Origin of the sequence: Asanoa sp. WMMD1127 (assembly GCF_029626225.1) — a bacterium.
GTDB lineage: Bacteria > Actinomycetota > Actinomycetes > Mycobacteriales > Micromonosporaceae > Asanoa.
In genome coordinates, this window is record NZ_JARUBP010000001.1 from 5,000,501 (window position 1) to 5,016,623 (window position 16,123).

Genomic DNA, 16,123 nt, shown 5'->3' on the forward strand with positions numbered 1-16,123 from the left:
GCTGGCTGGACGTCATCGGCGGCGCGGCAGAGGTACGGCGGGGTGCCGCCGCTGTCTCCCCTAGCCGGAGCGGGTCGTGGCGGAGTTGTCAGTGGACCGAGGCTGCGCCTGACCGCTGCTCGTTCTGCATCAGATCGCGATCTCGGCCGCGGCGATCCTGGCGCGAGCGCCAACTCCCTGGCAGCGACCACCGTGTGAATGCTCCTCGTGTTGAGCCTCGGACACCAACCGAATCCCAACGGTGCGGCCCAAGATCGATCTGGGCGCGCACCGTTCTTGTTTTCGGTTCGTAGGTCAGGTGCAGGCCGATGGTCCGTAGACATCGAGCTTATGTTCGGGTTCTGCCTCGCGGAGCGCGCTGACCAGGTCGCCCAGCTCCTCGACGATGCTGGTGATCTCTTCTGCGTTTGGTAGATCGACCTTGTTGGTCGCTTCCCGAGCAGGTCCGGTTCGCCTTTCCAGAGCCTGTTCACGGTCGGCTTGGGTTTCGGCGATCCAGCTGGCGACTACGGCTGGGTCGGCGCCTGCGTCAAGGGCTCGGCGGTAGCGAGCCAGTTTTGCGTCGCAGTCGGCCACCGTCGGTCCGTCCGGAAGTCGGATTTCTGAGGTGGGGATCTCCCTCTGGGCCTGCTCGACGAGCTTGGCGACGGTTCGCATTCGCTGGGCCGGGTTGAGCTCCTGGACGAGCCATGTGTCTAGGGGGCGGATGAGCGCTTCTTCCCGCATGATGACGTTCCGCGGGTGATCAAGGGAGTTGGCGACGGCGTATTCCTGCGGGTAACGGCACCGGTAGTAGGCAGTGCCGTGCGCGTGCAGGCCCTGCATTTTTCGCTGGCAGATGCCGCAGTGAACCAGGCTCTTGAAGATGTAGGGATGGCGGCCGCTGTTGGTCCGGCGGGCCGAGGTCGCGGTTCGGGCCCGCTTGGCGAATGTCGCCTGGGTTTGCTCAAAGGCGTGGTCGTCGACGAGCGGTTCGTGGACAACATCCTTGGACAGGACCCATCGCTCGCGGTTGTTCCATCGCATGACCGCGGTGTGGCCGAGTGCGACGTCATCCACGTCCAGGAGCACCTCGTCGGTGCGCTGTTTGTTCCATACTTGCCGGCCGGTGTAGCGGGGGTTTCACAGGATGGTGCGGATGGCGCTCTTGGACCAGCCTTGACCGTCGCGGTGTCGGCTCCGGGCTCGGTCCTGTGCTGACGGGCAAGGGATGCCGTCCTTGGTGAGCGCTTCGGCGATCGCGAAGATGCCATATCCATTTAGGTAATCAGGGCCAACGGCAGGTACCAACTGGACCGCGAAACCGTCGACATCGACCTCTGGCAGCTCCGCGACCGGCTTCGCAACGCCTCCACCGCCCGAGCCGGCAACCGGAGACGTCTTCTCCAAGCCGCATGCGACCTCTACACGGCGCCGTTAGCGGCGACGGCCGACTACGACTGGATCCAGCCGCACCGCGAGGCCGTCCGCCGCTGGGGCACCGAAGCCCACCTCCAGCTGGCAGAACTGCTGCTGCCGGAGGACCCCAGCGCAGCCTCAGGCCTCCTGGACAAGGCCATCGCGCTCGACCGGTTCAACGAGGCGTTATATCGGCTCGCGATGCGAGCTCTTCACGCCCTTGGGGAAGCGGGGTCTATCGGCACGCTCCTGAACGCGTTGAGTCGGACCCTGGCAGAAATCGACGCCGCACCCGCCGACGAGACCACCAGCCTCGCGAATCAGCTGTTGAGGAGGTGAGTGGCCCCCGGCGGCCGCAGCGTGTCGGGAGAAGCCGGCTCCGCGCCTCGGTCGCGGAGAATGACGCGATAACGCAGCGAGCGCTTTGTGCCTGGCATTTCGCCCATCCTCGCCCGCCAGGCTCATACCGGCTGTCGAGGCGTTTGATCGCGACGCCTTCACGCCAATCTTCTGGGATATTGGGCATCCACCACCACTGTGTGAGCGAAGTGGTGCATGAACGGGCCACGGGGACGCGTGGTTAACCAGCAGTAGCTGAACATTGACAAATCTGGAGGCCACCGTGGACTCAAGCGCCGAGCGAGCGCCACGCTCAACAACGAAGTGGGTCATCGGCGGTGTGGTCTTACTGGCAGCCGCGATCCTCATCGTCGGCGCGATCATCGCCGCCGCAACCGGTGATGACACAAGATCGGACTTTGGTCCCAGTGGGGTAAGTCCAGCGCCCGCATCCAGTTGGTAGCGAGCGATCCGCATGACGGCCCCGGGCGACGCGCGCGTTGCCCGGGGTCTTCAGACTGCACTGGCCCGGTCGCTGCCGCCGCCTGACGGGTACACAGTCGATCTTCTGGCGCGACGGCTCTCCCAGGTAGAGGGCATTTTGAGCGCCTGGGCAAGCCAGTGCAGGTGGGAGAGGTCGACGCCGGCCTGGCGGAAGTGGGCGGCGAGGGTGTGATGGGTGTGCAGGGCCGTCCCTGGCGGGTCAGGGAGCCGGTGTCGGCGCTGATCAGCCGGCGAACCGCCTGCACGACCCTGACCGACCGGCCGGCGGTGCGGTCGACGGTCCGCACACCTAGGGCGACCCCGGGGCGATCCACCACCGCCCATTCGTCATGGTCGACGAACTGCCCGTTTACGAAGGTGGAGTCGACACCGCAGACCGGCAGGTGCTCAGCGACGAAGGTTGCCAACCCGAATTCCTGCCGATGGCGTCTGCCCGCACCGTCGTATACCGGGCGGGAGTCGCTGGTTATGAAGATCGGCTGATGTCGCGGCAGCGCGGCGCGAACGTCAGCCAGAAGATCAGCACGTTGCGGCAGCGTTCGTTCAGCGTCGTCGAAGCGCGTTCACCCGGTCGGGCCCGGTGTCCGTGTCATCTCCTGCAAACACACGAGGCTCGCCTCGCTGCGGGGCAGCGTCGAGCAGCTCGTCGGACAATGCGCCGCCCGAGGCGTTCACACTCGCGATGCGCACCACGGTCCACCTGCCGTCTCGTGCCATCTGCCGGCGGCGGCGATGCCGGCAGCGGTATCGGTGACGGCGCCGGACGGGCGGCCGGCGAACGACGGCGGCTTCACGCGGCTGGCCCGGCCGATCCCGGCTGGCCGGGGGCGGCGTGTCGCTGCTGCGCCGCGAGAAGCGTGAGCGCCGCGGCCTTCGCGAGGCGGGCCGCGTCCGGGTCGCCGTGATGGTCGGCCAGAACCGTGGCGCCGGATCGCAGTGCCAACAGCTGTTTGGCGGTGGCGACCGGGTCGGCCACCGCGGCACGGCGGGTGATGTCGGTCAGCACGTCGAGCTGGCGGTCCAGGTGCTGGCGGGCAACCGCGCGGGCCGGGCCATCGTGATGCTGAGTGGCGGCATTGAGGATGGCGCAGCCTCGGAAGGTCGGCTCGCCGTGCCACTGCGTGAGGGCGTCGAAGGCGGCCGCGAGTTGGGCGGTGGGGTCATCGCCGGCTGCCGCCACGGCCTCGTGCACCCATCGCAGAATGCGGTCGCTGCGGGCCTGCAGCACCTCGCAGACGAGGCCTTCCTTGGAGCCGAAGTGACGGTAGAGCGTCTCCTTGGACACCCCCATCGTGGTGCACAGTTCGGCGACCCCGATGCCGTCCAGGCCACGCTGGTAGAGCAGGTCGGTTGCCGCGCGCAGGATCGTCGCGCGGGTCTGGCCCGGGTCGAGCGCGGCGCCCTTGGGGATCGGCATGGCAACGATCATACCGATCGGTTCGATCTCCTGCTACGTTGCTTCGAACCGATCGGTTCTATCTCCCACGAGGCGGTCATGAGCATCGACTTTCTGTACACGGACCCGTCCCCCACGGCGAGCCCATCGGCGTCCACGCCGGCGGTGACGATCGTGAGCGGTGGCGAGACGCTGCCCGGTGTCCTTCACATTCCGGCCGGCCCCGGTCCGCATCCGGTGGTGGTCCTGCTTCATGGCTTTCCCGGCATCGAACGCAACTTCGACCTCGCCCATGCGTTGCGCCGGGCCGGCTATGCGGCGCTGGTGTTCCATTACCGCGGCTCGTGGGGCACGGGCGGAGTCTGGTCGTGGGGCAACGTGCTCGGCGATGCCCTGCGAGTGGTCGCCGCCGTCGGCGAGGACCGCCTCTGGGCCACACACCGGCTCGACCCGCGGCGGGTGGCTGTGGTCGGCCACAGCCTCGGCGGCTTCGCGGCGCTGATGACCGCCGCCGTCGCGCCGGGGGTGCGGGCGGTCGTTTCGGTAGCCGGTTTTGATTTCGGCGCCGTGGCCGCAGCCCTGCGTGCCGACCCGCGCATGCGGAAGTCCTTGGTGCAAGCCTGGGACGAGGAGCTGCTGGCGTTACGGGGCACCAGCGGCGAGGCGCTGGTAGCGGAGATGGAGGCGGCGGACGAAGCGTGGCGGCTGGACCAGCTCGCGCCGCGCCTGGCGGACCGGCCGGTGCTGCTGGTTGGCACCGCCCGCGACCCGGTCACTCCCGCCGCGACGCATCACCTGCCGCTCGTGGAGGCTTACCGGGCATACCCGCTGGACTGTCTGGAACACCGGCTCTTCCCGACTGACCATGCGCTATCCGACCACCGGGTGGCGCTGGCCCGTACCGTCGCGGAATTCCTCGACCGGCACTTGGCGCCATTGCCGTGACCGCGCCGGGGAGGAGGGCGCTGTGTCTCGCGCTCGGCACGGCCTCGGCGCTCGGTTTCGGACGCTTCGCCTATGGGCTGGTTCTCCCGGCGATGGCCGAGGACCTCCACTGGGATCTGGCCCGCGCCGGCGCGATGACCGCGGCGAACGGGCTGGGGTATCTCGCCGGAGCGGTCGCCACGGCAACGCTGGCACGACGGATAGGCGTCGCGGCGACGTTCCGGCTCGGCATGGTGCTTTGCACGGTCGCGCTCGCCGCTACCGCTGCCGGCGGCCACTACACCGCGCTGCTCGCCGCCCGGGTACTGGCCGGGATCGCCGGCGCCTTGGTGTTCATCGCCGGCGCGGTGCTGTCGCCGACCGCGATCTACTTCGCTGGCGCCGGCGCCGGGATCCTGATCAGCGGGATTGCCATCCCCCCACTGGTCGACTACGCCCCGCAACGCTGGCCGCTCGCCTGGCTGGGACTCGCGGTCGCCGCAGGGCTGGCCACCGTAGCGAGTTGGACCGCCGCTCACCCGGCCGGCTCGGTCGGCGAGGCCCCCACCACCGCCCCCGTTCGTCGACTGTGGCCGGTCGCGACCGTCTATCTGCTGTACGCCGCCGGCTACCTCGCCTACATCACGTTCCTCTCGGCGTACCTGCAGGACCGGCACGCCTCGACGGCACAGACCATGCTCGTCTGGATCCTGCTCGGGGTCGCCGTCATGGCCGCACCGCGCCTGTGGCAACGACCGATCCGGCACTGGCCGGGCGGGCGGACCCTCACCGTGCTGCTGGGTGTCATCGCCGTCGCCACCACGCCCTTGCTGCTATGGCCGACTCCCGCGATCGTGATGATCTCGGCCATCGCCTACGGCGTGACCTTCATGGCAGTGCCGGCCGCGGTCACCGAGATCGTCCGAACATCCACGCCGCCGGAGAGCATGACCCGCACATTGTCGACCTTCACCGTGATCTTCGCCCTGGGGCAGATGGCCGGCCCGTGGCTCGCCGGAGCATTGGCCGACCGCACCACCCCCGGCACCACGCTTGGCTGGACCGCCGCATGGTGCGGTGCCGCCGCGGCGCTGGCCGCCGCGGCCGTGCGGGCTGCTCCAGATGGAAGCAGCCGCGTCCGGGGCTCGCCGCCCGTCGACCACGAAAGTATCCTGCGGCAGCGATCGTGACAGACACTAAGGCGTTTGGCGCCTGTCGAATTCGATCTGGGTCTCGGCGATCCAGCCAGCTACGACAGCCGGGTCGGCGCCGGCGTCGAGTGCGGCGCGATATCGGGCCAGCTTCACGTCGTACTCAGCGACGGAGGGTCCCGGAGGCGTCGTGATGCTCGGCGCGGAGACCCCGGCGGTGGGTGGCAACATACCTAGTACGCGAGGGCCCGCCCGGTGAGGTCGAACGCCCAGCCCGCATTGCCTGGCCGTCGCGTGCCTTACTGTTCGGGCCAGAACCGGGCCAGTCGGTGCTCGGCACGTTTCGGGTCGACGTGGCGGATGTCCACCTGAACCTGGTACGTGTCGGCCCGAACTCCTCCGCGGGTGAGCCCGTCGCGGCTGGTGAGCAAGCGGTGCCGCAGATAGCCGACAGCGGCCCCGAGCCCGGCCCCCAGCGCAATCCCGGAAAGGGTCACGTACGCCGCTGCGGGCGGCAGGACGTCGATGAGTCCGAGCAACGCGCCGAGCAGGCCGAAGATCGCCGCTCCCAGGGCGGCGGCGCGCCCGGTCGATCGCCATGCGACAAGGCGGTCGGCAGCGGGCGAGGGAACCAGGCCGCGGCCGACGATGGTGACGTCTTCGGATGAGACGCCCAGGCCGTGGAGGTGATCAGTCGCCTGCTCCGCGGAGACAAAGGTCGGATAGCGCGCGACGGTACGGAAGGCCGGTGCGCGATCCAGGCGCTGGGGCGGCTGCGTGGGCGCGCTGTGGGGATGGTCGATGGACGTGGTCATGGCTTTGCTCCTCTCGTCGTACCTCATGCCCGTGCTCTCGTTTGGGCGGGCTATTCGTCCAGTGCGGCCGCCCGGCCACGGCGCTCGAGCTTTTCCCGCACCCGTGGTTCCGGGTCGGCGAGCATGAGCCGCGCGTGTTGGGCGGCGGCGAGCTTCTGCCCGTCCCGCAGGGCGTCGATGCCGGCCTCGTCGATGTCGGGCACCGCGTGCAGGTCGACCACGATGTGTTCGGGGTGGGTGGCTGCCAGGACTGCGATGATCCTGTCGCGGAGAAGCTGCGCATCGGGTGACCGGAACTCGCCTTGGGGTGTGATCGCGATGGTCATCGCGGGCGCGGGCACGCGGTGGGTCGTCACCAACAAACTCATCTCGTCTCCGTCCGTCGGGAAGCAATCGCCTCGGGGGCTGTCACCGTCCAGATTTCCCGCCGGTCATGGCGATCGGCGGTCGGAGGTGCTGCGGTCTCATGACAAAAACGTCCGCATCACTCGCTGTGGTCCACGCCATCGCGGAGAGCGCGCTGGCGCGGCTGGGGAAGATCGGAAAGGCGTTTCGAAGGCGCATCGTGTGGAGCACCGCGAGCATGAAGCGGGATGGACAGGCCAGGCACAGGGGCACCTCCTGCGCGCGGGCAGCCTGCCGAGCTCGGACCAGGACCCCCAGGCCGACGGAGTCGATGAGGTTGACCCCTTCGAGGTCCAGCAGCACCGGCCGGCCCGTGCCGATCGCGGCCGCGAGCAGGGTGCGCAGGTCGTCGGCCGTCTGCATCTCGATGTCGCCTTGAGCGGCGACGACGACCACGCCTGCCTCGTGGCGAACCGTGAAACTCGCCGGCGGGCCCACCCGCTCGTCGGCACCGGGGTCGTCAGCCGGCGGGCGCTGGGTCCGGGCCGCGCATCGGGGGCAGCTGTGCCGGCCGGCGGCGAACGGCGAGCCCGTCCAGCCCACCTCGATCAGCACCGTCCAGACCAGGTCCTCGTCGTGCGCGTACGCGCTCGTCGCGGTGGTGACGGTGCCGCAGTCATCACAGATCAGGTCGACGGTCGTGCCGTTGGTGCTGGGTACGGCGGTCATGTCACCTCGTCCTGTCGTCCTCGTCGGGGCTGATGTCCAACACCTGTGCCGCCCGGGCGATCGTCAGCAGACGGCGTAGCCGGGGGCTGGTCGATCGCAGCGTCAACCGGGCGTTCTGGCGCCAGAGCGTGCGGTGCACGTCGAGCAGCAGGTCGATGCCGGCGGCGTCCAGGGCCTGGCAGGCCGCGAGGTCCACGACGACGTGCTGGGGTCGCAGCGCGAGGATGTCCCGAAAGGCCTTCGTGAGACGTGGAACGGCGGTCTGGTCGACGTCCTCGGTCACGCTGACCTGGACCAGCGGCACGGTGCAGGTCGCCGGTCGTGTCGTCGTCTCCATCGGCCCTCCTCTCATGCGCCGAACGTGCCTGCAAGGCTGGTGGGCCGGTATGGCGGAGATCCCGCGGCCCTGTGTCGATTCGGTGACAATCACCGTTGCGGGCGCCCACGGGTGGGGAACACCCCGGTCAGTGGGCATGATGCGATGGTGACGGCCGTACTGGTGATCGAAGACGACAACCGGATCCGCCTGTCGCTGGTGCTCGCGCTCGAGGACGAGGGCTACACGGCGCAGGGCGTCGGCACCGCGGAGGAGGGCCTGCTGCTGCACCGCCGCGCGCCGGCCGAAGTGGTGATCGTCGACCTGATGCTGCCGGGTCTCGACGGCTTCGAATGCATCAAACAGCTGCGCGACGGTGACGACGACGTGCCGATCGTCGTGGTCAGCGCCCGGGACGACAAGAGCGACATCGTCGCCGCTCTCGAGGCGGGCGCCGACGACTACGTGGTCAAGCCGGTGGCGATCGAGGAGTTGACGGCCCGGCTGCGCGCGCTGCGGCGCCGGGCGCGCCGCCCGGTTGCCGCCGAGGAGATCCCTGCGCTGGTGTTCGGGGATCTGGAGGTGCGGCCGGAGGCGGGGGAGGTGCGGCTGCGTGGGCAGCAGGTGGCGGTGACGCGCACCGAGTTCCGGCTGCTGTGCGAGCTGGCGGAGCACTCGGGCCGGGTGTTGTCGCGGGCGCAGCTGCTCCAGCGGGTATGGGGATACGACATGGGTGACGAACGGGTCGTCGACGTCCATGTCGGCCGGCTCCGGAACAAGATCGAAGAAGACTCGGGGTCGCCACGGCATCTCGTGACGGTCCGCGGTCTGGGTTACAAGCTGCAGCGGTGAAACGGCCGAGGGGCCTGCGGGCCCGGATCACCGCGGGCTTCGCCGCCGGGGCGTTGCTGCTCTCGGCGTGCCTGGCGCTGGCCTCGTACGAGCTGATCCGCACGTCGCTGATCCAGGAACGTGAGCGGACGGCGGTCCGCGCCGCCTACTTCAACGCGACGATCGTCAACTCCGGCATCAGCGGGGATCAGCCCGACCTGCTGGCGGTGCTGCGGTCCCTCGATACCGGCAGCGCGCGCCGGCCCGTCCTGCGGCGGGACGGGCGGTGGTACGCCCGCGGCGCCGACAGCGGGGTGACGGACGCGATCCCCACGGGCTTGCGCGAGGTCGTTGAGGGCGGCCGCCCGGCCGTCCAGCGGATACAGGCGGCGGACGGCCCGGCGTTGGTCGTCGGCGTGCCGTTGGCCGAAGGGACGGCGTTCTACCAGGTCGATTCATTGACGGAACTGGCGGGAACCGTCCGTACGCTCGGAGTGGTCCTGCTCCTCGTGGCGCTCGCGACGACGGCGGCCGGGGCGGCGGTCGGCTGGTACGCCACGCGGCGGGTCCTGCGCCCCCTCGCCCAAGTGACGCGGGCCGCCCGGGACATCGCCCGAGGTGACCTGTCAGCCCGCCTCGACGCCGCCTCCGATCCGGACCTGATCAGCCTGACCAGCTCCTTCAACGACATGGTCGGCGAGCTGTCCCACCGGCTCGAACGTGACCGCCGGTTCGCCGCCGACGTCGCCCACGAACTTCGCTCACCGTTGCAGACGCTCGCCGCCTCGGCCAGCGTGCTGACCCGGCGGCGGGACGGTCTCGACGCGCGCACGGCCACGGCGGCCAGTCTGGTCGCCGCCGAGATCCAGCGCTTCCAGGCGCTGGTCAACGACCTGTTGCATCTTGCCCGAAGCGATCAGCCCGCCCAGCGCGAGCACGTCGCCGTCGCCGAGCTCGCGCGGAACGTCTGTCGCTCGCGCCGGCTCCCGGATGAGCTGGTGACGCTCGTCGACGGCACGGCGGAGCAGTGGCACGTCGACCGGAGCCGGTTCCAGCAACTGCTCGGCAATCTGCTCGACAACGCCGTCCAACACGGGGGAGGGCCGGTCGCGGTCCGTCTCGGCGCCGCGGGGGACATCTGCTATCTGGAGGTGGATGACGAGGGACCCGGCGTACGGGCCGAGGACCGCGAGATGGTTTTCGCGCGGTTCGTCCGCGGGTGGGCGGCGACGGCACGCGGTGACAGCGAGGGCACCGGGCTGGGGCTGGCGCTGGTCGCCCAGCATGCGGCCGCGCATCAGGGACAGGCGGTCATCCTCGACCGGCCCGGTGGCGGCGCCCGCTTCCGCGTCGAGCTGGCCGGGTGTCTGCGATGAGGCGCCGACTGGCCGTGTTCGCCGCCGCGATCGCGTTGCTGGGCGGGTGCGGTGTGGCTGCCGAGAAGACGCCGCGACAGATCGAAGCGCCGCCCGGTCCGTTCCCGACCTATGCGGCGGCCACGCCGGCGCCGCCCGGTGCCGCGGACGCGGTCGAGCGGCTGTGCTTCGTCCGCGACGCCCGCCTGGTCGCCGTGACCCGCCGGACGACGACGGTGCCGACCCTCGCCGAGCAGTTCACGCATCTGTTGGCCGGTCCGACCGACGCGGAGCGCGACCAGGCACTGACCACCGCCTTGACGGGCAGCCCCACCGTGTCGCGGACGGCCGGGAGCACACTCGTCACCGTCGAGGTCACCGCCGACGGCGTGGGCGCGGGCCGCAGCGACGAGGCGGTCGCTTACGGACAGATCGTCTGCACCCTCGCCGGCCGCACCGACGTGAGCGGGGTGGTCTTCACTCGCGACGGCCAGCGACGCGGGGTCCCGCGCGGAGACGGCTCGTTGTCGGAGGGTCCCCTGACCACCGAGGACTACCGCGCGATCATGGACTGAGATCGGGGGCGTGACGCGCGGACGGGCCGCTTTTGAACGGGGCCCACGCCCGGGCGGCGGCGATCTTGGAGCCGGGCGCCGCGGGTGCCGCCCAGCCCCGTGGAACGTCCCGGGCCGCCGCCCAGGTCGCTGCGACTAGCTGGCCGGCTCGTCGACGGCGAAACGCACGCCGCCGTTGCCGTCCATCTGGGCGTCGAGCCGCTTGCCGTCAAGCTGTCGGACCGCGTCACCGTCCAGGAAGACCAACGCTCCTGATGCGTTGAAGACCGCGTCGCCTTCGTGCGGACCGCGAGCCACGGAAACCCGCAGCGCGTCGCCGTCCGCGGAGATCCGCACGCCGGAACCGGCCGGCAGATCCTCTGCCGTCGTCAGAGTGGAGATCGCGGTCACCGCGTCCTCGGTCACCGTCAGCATTCGTGAGCCTCCTCGTCTGGGTCTGGCCAACTCCCGGTGCGGGAGCGCGGGACGGCTGCCCGACCGCGCCATCCGCGAAACCCGCCCGGCTGTCTCAGCCCGGACGACGGACGGCGAACCGCACCCTGCCCACCCGATCGGCCTCGGCGTCCAGCGTCCGGTCGCGGAGACTCAGCACGGCTTCGGCATCGAGGAAAACGCGCGCACCCGCCCGGTCGACGACCGCGTCGCCCGCGTCGGGTCGAGGTGCGAAAGTGAGGCGGAGCCGCCGGTGTGGATTCGTCGAAATCCGCAGGCCTGCGCCCTGGGGAACGTCGTCCTGCGCCAGCAACAGGCAGATCGCCGCGATGGCCCGTTCAGTGATGCTCAGCACGAGGCGCGTCCCCCATCCCTGCAGATACCCGCCGCGTCGAGGCGGCGACTTCGTCCTCGATCGTGAAGGTCGTCGCCGTCCATGCTCCCGGCTGATCATGGCGATCGCTGCTCGGAAATACTGCAGTCGGATGACAGACGGCGTCCGAACTGGCGGCGCGAGCGGGATTGGAAACCACAGTGCCGGGCACCAGACGAACATGGAAGAACGCCGAGAGCCCAGCATCGTCGACACGCCACAGGCCAACACTCCGACGGAGGACCGGCGCTCGGGCGAGGCCGACGACCACGCCAAATGGCGCGACGAAAAGACGCCCCACACCGGTCCAGACCAGGAGTTGGATCCGCCCGACGCCGCTGACCCCGACGGCGACGAGCGTGAGCGAAACGACCGGATCGGCTCGGCGGGCGGGGGCGCCTACCATCCGTCGTCGCCGCAACACGACCACGGTGATGCGGGCTGAGCTGTCACAGCACTCGGTTCCCGGGCTGCGGCCCCTACTTCGGCTTCAGGGCCTTGGCCAGCTCGTCGCGGCCCATCTTCGAGCGGCCGGGTAGATCCCGCTTCTTGGCCAGCTCGTACAGCTCGGCCCGCGTCTTCGGCTCGCTGGAACCGGTGCGCTTCCGCTGCGCCACCGCCGCGCCCTGCTTGCCGAGTGCGGAACGCGTCTTGGCCGGCACCTTCGAGATTGTCTTCTTGGCCTTCGCGCCGGCCTGCGCCTTGCGTACGTTGGTGCGGGCCGCGTCGGTCTGTTTATTGGTCGCCATGATGACGGGTTACCCACGCTCGGGCACACTCAACATCGCGAGGAAGCCGCGTCCGCTGGTGCTCAGCAGCCGACGAGCGGCGCAGGTCAGCGCGTCCAGCGGCGCCTGCGGCGTGTAGGCGAACGGCGATCCGCGCTGGAGCCAGCAGGGACCCGACTGTCGAGACCGCACACGGAAGCCAGCCGATGCCGAGGACCACGACCGCCACGACGAGCAGCACGGCGGGCAGGTAGCCGGGGGGACGCCGAGCAGCCGGCGACCGCGACGCTAAGGTGGCTGCCGATAGCCCGAGGACGGCGACCGATACTCCGAAGAGGACAGAGCCGGCCGGCGGGCCGTGCCGGCGGTCACGGCGGACAGCACCGCGACGGCCAGGTTGGCCAGCCCGAGGCCCGCAGCGGCGCCCGACCCGGGCCGAGCGGACGAGCTCGGCCCGGCCGGACTCCTCGTCGGCGCGCGTGTGCGACTGACGAGAATGCTCTGGGTCGACTGGATGAGCACCAGAACGTTGCGCCCAGCAGCCAAAGAGACGCCGGCGAGGTGGCCGGCGCGCAGGCCGCCACCGACGCGGTCGAGGGTCGCCTCGGCATGCCGTAGAATCGATGGTTAGGAGCGCCGGGAAGCCTGGTCGGCATGTTGTCGTCGACCGGAAAGGCTCCCGTTCATGCCCAAAACGATTCAGGACCGGCTTTTCGCCCGTGGCAGCTGGGCCGAAACCCGTCGCATCGGCGACATCCTCCGGACCGAGACCGCGGGCGGTGTTCTCCTGCTGCTCGCGGCGATCGTGGCGCTGGTGTGGGCCAACTCGCCCTGGGCGGACGGCTACCGCTCGCTGTCAGCCATCGAGGTCGGCCCCGCGGCCTGGCATCTGGACCTGACGCTCGCCGAGTGGGCGGCCGACGGGCTCCTCGCCATCTTCTTCTTCGTCGCCGGCCTCGAGCTCAAACGCGAGTTCGTCGCCGGCGACCTGCGGGACCCGCGTCGGGCGACCCTGCCGGTGGCGGCCGCCGTCGGTGGCGTCGCGGTTCCGGCCGGCGTCTACCTCCTCGTCAACGGACTCAGCTCGACCGGCGCACCGATCGGCTGGGCGATTCCCACGGCGACCGACATCGCGTTCGCCCTCGCCGTGCTGGGTCTACTCAGCACCCACCTGCCCGCCGCGTTGCGCACCTTCCTGCTGACCCTGGCCGTGGTCGACGACCTGCTCGCGATCACCATCATCGCCATCTTCTTCACCAGCTCCCTGGCCTGGGCGCCGCTCCTGCTTGCGTTGATCCCATTGGGCGCCTTCACCCTGCTCGTGCAGAGGCGGATCCGGTCCTGGTGGCTGCTGCTGCCACTGGCCGCCGCCACCTGGATCCTCGTGCACGCGTCGGGCATCCACGCCACGGTCGCGGGCGTTTTGCTGGCCTTCGCGGTTCCGGTGGTCCGTCGCTCGGCCGGTCCCGGCCCGGGCCTCGCCGAGCATCTCGAACACCGTTGGCGCCCGCTGTCCGCCGGTGTCGCCGTGCCCGTGTTCGCCTTCTTCGCCGCCGGAGTGGCGCTGACGGGTGCCGGCGGTGTCAGCGGCGCCCTGCGCGACCCCGTCACCATCGGAATCGTCCTCGGCCTTGTCGTCGGCAAGACGATCGGCATCACCGGTGCGACCTGGCTGGTGCAGCGGTTCACCCGGGCCCAGCTCGCCGACGGGCTGTCGTGGTGGGACGTCATAGGGTTGGCCCTGCTCGGCGGCGTCGGGTTCACCGTCTCGCTGCTCATCGGCGAGCTGGCGTTCGGCGCCGGAACCGCCCGGGACGACCACTCCAAGCTCGGCATCCTGCTCGGCTCGGTCCTGGCCGCGGTGTTCGCGGCGATGGTCCTGCGCACCCGCAACCGTCACTACCGGCAGCTGTGCGCGGAGGAGGAACGCGACCTGGACGCCGACGGCGTGCCGGATGTCTACGAAGTCGGGTTCGAGCAGCGCGCCCACGGCTGAGCCGGGACGACGAACGTCACCGGCGGTCACTGAGGCAGGACGGCGGTGTCGCGATAGAACTCGTTGATCTTCTGCACCGCGGACTCGAAATCGTCGAGTTCCAGTGGCTTGGTGACATAGGCGTTGGCCTGGCGCTGATAGCTGGTGATCACGTCGTCCGGCGCGCCCGAGGTGGTCAGCACCACGACGGGAATGGAGGTGAGCTCGTCGTCGGTCCTGATCTCGATCAGCGTCTGCCGGCCGTCCATCCGCGGCATGTTGAGATCGAGCAGGATGATGTCCGGCCGGCTGGCGTCCCGGTGCTGATCCTGTCGTCGGAGAAAGCGAAGCGCCTCCTCACCGTCACCGACGCGGTCGATGTGGACGTCGGCATCGCCCATGTGCAGCGCCTCCTCGATCATCAACGCATCGGCGTCGTCGTCCTCGACGACCAGGATGTGGAGTGCCCGACGACCGGTCGCCTGCATGGGTGGCCTTTCCGCTGATGATTTGCAGGATGAATGCTACTGCCGCGAACGATCGTCGAGTACCACGGCATGAGTTCGACACCGTTTGTCCCGGGCAATAGTGGTAATCACTCACTTACAGGTTCCATGACGCCAGCCGGGGGTGGACGGTGGCGAACGAGGCTCGTTACCCCGATGATGTCGGATTCGACGCCGTCCTCGCGGGGCGGCTGGTCGAACCCGTTTTCCAGCCGGTCGTCGCGCTCGCGGATCGACGACCCGTCGGTTTCGAGGCGCTGGCCCGCGGTCCCGAAGGACGCTTCCACGAAGCGACCGCGCTGTTCGCGGCCGCCGCGCGGGCGGGCCGGTCGGCGGAACTGGACTGGCTCTGCGCCGACCAGGCGCTGCGACGCTTCGGCGAGGCGGGATTCCCGGGACTCGCGCTGTTCGTGAACCTCAACCCCGACACCTTGGCCACCGACGCGCCTGAGGAACTCGTCGAGGCGTACGAACAGCTGCGGCAGGAGCGGGACGTGGTGCTGGAGATCACCGAGCGGTCGGTGATGGGGCAACCGGCTCGCCTGCTCGACGCGGTGCTGGACGCCAGGCGACGGACCGCCCGTATCGCCCTGGACGACATCGGAACCGAGCCGGCCAGCCTGGCCGCGATGCCGCTGATCAATCCCGACATCATCAAGCTCGACCGGTCGATCATCCAGAGCCGATCCGAGGCGTGGGAGGTTTCCCGCGTCGTCAACGCCGTGCTCGACGAGGCCCAGCGGCGCGGCGCGCAGATCCTGGCGGAGGGCATCGAACGACCCGAGCACGTCGCGGTGGCCCGCTCGCTCGGCGCGACCCTCGGGCAGGGCTGGCTGTTCGGGCGGCCGGGACCACTCCCGTCGGCGGTCGACCCCTCGCCCGAGCCGCTGGCCCGGGTCGAGCGCTACCACCCGCGCGTCTCTGACACCACCCCGTTCGACGTGCTGGCCGAGACCGCACAGGTCGCGCCCACCCCTACGGACCTTTACGCGTCGATGGCCGCGCACGTGGAGAACCAGGCGGCACAGACGGCCAACCCGGCGATCCTGGCCGTCAACCTCGGCGACGACGGCCTCGGCGACGCGGCTCGCATGCGCTACAGCTACCTGACCAACCGGGGGATCGACGTCTTCCTGTTCGGCACTCGCGTGTCGCCGACGCCGGGTGGCCGCATCCGCGGTGTCACCCTCGACCACGACGACGTCCTCGCCCGGGAGCGGACCGTCCTTTTCGCCGGCACCCGATATGGCAGCGGCGCGTTCGGCCGGCGGCCCACCCACGACCGCGGCGACGACTCGCTCGATGCCGGCACCTGCTACGACGCGGAGTGCGTCATCGAAGCCATGCTCGCGCTCGTCGGTCGCCTGCCGGCCATGTCGACGGACACCGCGCCGAGCTGACCTGCGGCCGCCGCCCGGTTAGGAGACCATG

At 70.0% G+C, this 16,123-nt stretch carries 19 protein-coding genes and 1 pseudogene; 9 read left to right on the forward strand and 11 right to left on the reverse strand.

Annotated elements, in window-relative coordinates:
* Nucleotides 1-294: 294 nt before the first annotated feature.
* A complete protein-coding gene (locus O7635_RS24000) occupies nt 295-996 on the reverse strand; it encodes a zinc ribbon domain-containing protein (RefSeq protein ID WP_347405342.1) in 702 nt (233 codons plus the stop codon).
* A pseudogene (locus O7635_RS38160) lies at nt 979-1,389 on the reverse strand (recombinase family protein); the annotation flags it as partial. The gene O7635_RS24000 and the pseudogene O7635_RS38160, both read right to left, overlap by 18 nt.
* Between O7635_RS38160 and O7635_RS24005 the strand changes: the two are divergent.
* Nucleotides 1,312-1,737 carry a bacterial transcriptional activator domain-containing protein gene (locus O7635_RS24005; RefSeq protein ID WP_278085563.1) on the forward strand — a complete coding sequence of 142 codons (426 nt, stop codon included), beginning with the start codon at nt 1,312-1,314 and terminating at the stop codon, nt 1,735-1,737. The pseudogene O7635_RS38160 and the gene O7635_RS24005 sit on opposite strands and share 78 nt — an antisense overlap.
* Before the next feature lie 1,294 nt (nt 1,738-3,031).
* On the opposite strand, the gene O7635_RS24010 is transcribed toward O7635_RS24005, so the two are convergent.
* Nucleotides 3,032-3,658, reverse strand: coding sequence for a TetR/AcrR family transcriptional regulator (locus O7635_RS24010; RefSeq protein ID WP_278082714.1), 627 nt, complete (start codon nt 3,656-3,658; stop codon nt 3,032-3,034).
* 78 nt (nt 3,659-3,736) lie between these two features.
* Between O7635_RS24010 and O7635_RS24015 the strand changes: the two genes are divergently transcribed.
* Nucleotides 3,737-4,582 carry an alpha/beta fold hydrolase gene (locus O7635_RS24015; protein ID WP_278082715.1) on the forward strand — a complete coding sequence of 282 codons (846 nt, stop codon included), beginning with the start codon at nt 3,737-3,739 and terminating at the stop codon, nt 4,580-4,582.
* Nucleotides 4,579-5,751, forward strand: coding sequence for a YbfB/YjiJ family MFS transporter (locus O7635_RS24020; RefSeq protein WP_278082716.1), 1,173 nt, complete (start codon nt 4,579-4,581; stop codon nt 5,749-5,751). Before O7635_RS24015 ends, O7635_RS24020 begins: the two co-directional genes overlap by 4 nt.
* A gap of 260 nt (nt 5,752-6,011) precedes the next feature.
* Here O7635_RS24020 and O7635_RS24025 read toward each other — a convergent pair whose 3' ends face one another.
* Genes O7635_RS24025 through O7635_RS24040 form a run of 4 tightly spaced genes read right to left on the reverse strand, consistent with a single transcriptional unit; the run spans nt 6,012 to nt 7,938 of the window.
* Nucleotides 6,012-6,527, reverse strand: coding sequence for a hypothetical protein (locus tag O7635_RS24025; protein ID WP_278082717.1), 516 nt, complete (start codon nt 6,525-6,527; stop codon nt 6,012-6,014).
* A gap of 50 nt (nt 6,528-6,577) precedes the next feature.
* Nucleotides 6,578-6,895 carry a sodium-independent anion transporter gene (locus tag O7635_RS24030; RefSeq protein ID WP_278082718.1) on the reverse strand — a complete coding sequence of 106 codons (318 nt, stop codon included), beginning with the start codon at nt 6,893-6,895 and terminating at the stop codon, nt 6,578-6,580.
* A 40-nt stretch (nt 6,896-6,935) separates the two neighbouring features.
* Nucleotides 6,936-7,601 (reverse strand): STAS domain-containing protein, encoded by a 666-nt coding sequence (locus O7635_RS24035; protein ID WP_278082719.1) that lies wholly within the window; start codon nt 7,599-7,601, stop codon nt 6,936-6,938.
* A gap of 1 nt (nt 7,602) precedes the next feature.
* Nucleotides 7,603-7,938: an STAS domain-containing protein gene (locus tag O7635_RS24040; RefSeq protein WP_278082720.1), complete on the reverse strand. Its 336-nt coding sequence runs from the start codon at nt 7,936-7,938 to the stop codon at nt 7,603-7,605.
* A 147-nt stretch (nt 7,939-8,085) separates the two neighbouring features.
* Between O7635_RS24040 and O7635_RS24045 the strand changes: the two genes are divergently transcribed.
* From O7635_RS24045 to O7635_RS24055, 3 genes are read left to right on the forward strand one after another with little or no spacing between them, the layout of a single operon-like run.
* Nucleotides 8,086-8,769 (forward strand): response regulator transcription factor, encoded by a 684-nt coding sequence (locus O7635_RS24045; RefSeq protein WP_278082721.1) that lies wholly within the window; start codon nt 8,086-8,088, stop codon nt 8,767-8,769.
* Nucleotides 8,770-8,795: 26 nt separating this feature from the next.
* Nucleotides 8,796-10,124, forward strand: coding sequence for a HAMP domain-containing sensor histidine kinase (locus O7635_RS24050; protein WP_278085564.1), 1,329 nt, complete (start codon nt 8,796-8,798; stop codon nt 10,122-10,124).
* Nucleotides 10,121-10,678: a GerMN domain-containing protein gene (locus O7635_RS24055; protein WP_278082722.1), complete on the forward strand. Its 558-nt coding sequence runs from the start codon at nt 10,121-10,123 to the stop codon at nt 10,676-10,678. Before O7635_RS24050 ends, O7635_RS24055 begins: the two co-directional genes overlap by 4 nt.
* Before the next feature lie 135 nt (nt 10,679-10,813).
* On the opposite strand, the gene O7635_RS24060 is transcribed toward O7635_RS24055, so the two are convergent.
* Both O7635_RS24060 and O7635_RS24065 read right to left on the reverse strand, forming a co-directional pair.
* Entirely contained in the window at nt 10,814-11,083 is a 270-nt protein-coding gene (locus tag O7635_RS24060; RefSeq protein ID WP_278082723.1) for a hypothetical protein, read from the reverse strand.
* Nucleotides 11,084-11,186: 103 nt separating this feature from the next.
* Nucleotides 11,187-11,465, reverse strand: a complete 279-nt coding sequence (locus O7635_RS24065; protein ID WP_278082724.1) for an adhesin — start codon at nt 11,463-11,465, stop codon at nt 11,187-11,189.
* Nucleotides 11,466-11,595: 130 nt separating this feature from the next.
* Between O7635_RS24065 and O7635_RS24070 the strand changes: the two genes are divergently transcribed.
* The gene (locus tag O7635_RS24070; protein WP_278082725.1) at nt 11,596-11,928 is read left to right on the forward strand and encodes a hypothetical protein; all 333 of its coding nucleotides are present in this window, start codon (nt 11,596-11,598) and stop codon (nt 11,926-11,928) included.
* 34 nt (nt 11,929-11,962) lie between these two features.
* Here O7635_RS24070 and O7635_RS24075 read toward each other — a convergent pair whose 3' ends face one another.
* The gene (locus O7635_RS24075) at nt 11,963-12,232 is read right to left on the reverse strand and encodes a hypothetical protein (RefSeq protein ID WP_278082726.1); all 270 of its coding nucleotides are present in this window, start codon (nt 12,230-12,232) and stop codon (nt 11,963-11,965) included.
* A gap of 664 nt (nt 12,233-12,896) precedes the next feature.
* Here O7635_RS24075 and nhaA point away from each other — a divergent pair.
* Nucleotides 12,897-14,207, forward strand: coding sequence for a Na+/H+ antiporter NhaA (gene nhaA / locus O7635_RS24080; protein WP_278082727.1), 1,311 nt, complete (start codon nt 12,897-12,899; stop codon nt 14,205-14,207).
* A gap of 26 nt (nt 14,208-14,233) precedes the next feature.
* On the opposite strand, the gene O7635_RS24085 is transcribed toward nhaA, so the two are convergent.
* A complete protein-coding gene (locus O7635_RS24085) occupies nt 14,234-14,674 on the reverse strand; it encodes a response regulator (protein ID WP_278082728.1) in 441 nt (146 codons plus the stop codon).
* Nucleotides 14,675-14,823: 149 nt separating this feature from the next.
* On the opposite strand from O7635_RS24085, the gene O7635_RS24090 reads away from it, so the two are divergent.
* Nucleotides 14,824-16,092 carry an EAL domain-containing protein gene (locus O7635_RS24090; RefSeq protein WP_278082729.1) on the forward strand — a complete coding sequence of 423 codons (1,269 nt, stop codon included), beginning with the start codon at nt 14,824-14,826 and terminating at the stop codon, nt 16,090-16,092.
* Nucleotides 16,093-16,123 lie beyond the last annotated feature (31 nt).

Excerpts from the sequence above, each read along its gene's own strand:
- O7635_RS24040 (WP_278082720.1), bottom strand. The coding sequence starts at position 7,938 with ATGGAGACGACGACACGACCGGCGACCTGCACCGTGCCGCTGGTCCAG.
- O7635_RS24055 (WP_278082722.1), top strand. The coding sequence starts at position 10,121 with ATGAGGCGCCGACTGGCCGTGTTCGCCGCCGCGATCGCGTTGCTGGGC.
- O7635_RS24085 (WP_278082728.1), bottom strand. The coding sequence starts at position 14,674 with ATGCAGGCGACCGGTCGTCGGGCACTCCACATCCTGGTCGTCGAGGAC.
- O7635_RS24015 (WP_278082715.1), top strand. The coding sequence starts at position 3,737 with ATGAGCATCGACTTTCTGTACACGGACCCGTCCCCCACGGCGAGCCCA.
- O7635_RS24030 (WP_278082718.1), bottom strand. The coding sequence starts at position 6,895 with ATGAGTTTGTTGGTGACGACCCACCGCGTGCCCGCGCCCGCGATGACC.
- O7635_RS24010 (WP_278082714.1), bottom strand. The coding sequence starts at position 3,658 with ATGCCGATCCCCAAGGGCGCCGCGCTCGACCCGGGCCAGACCCGCGCG.
- O7635_RS24070 (WP_278082725.1), top strand. The coding sequence starts at position 11,596 with ATGACAGACGGCGTCCGAACTGGCGGCGCGAGCGGGATTGGAAACCAC.
- O7635_RS24025 (WP_278082717.1), bottom strand. The coding sequence starts at position 6,527 with ATGACCACGTCCATCGACCATCCCCACAGCGCGCCCACGCAGCCGCCC.
- nhaA (WP_278082727.1), top strand. The coding sequence starts at position 12,897 with ATGCCCAAAACGATTCAGGACCGGCTTTTCGCCCGTGGCAGCTGGGCC.
- O7635_RS24075 (WP_278082726.1), bottom strand. The coding sequence starts at position 12,232 with ATGGCGACCAATAAACAGACCGACGCGGCCCGCACCAACGTACGCAAG.
- O7635_RS24035 (WP_278082719.1), bottom strand. The coding sequence starts at position 7,601 with ATGACCGCCGTACCCAGCACCAACGGCACGACCGTCGACCTGATCTGT.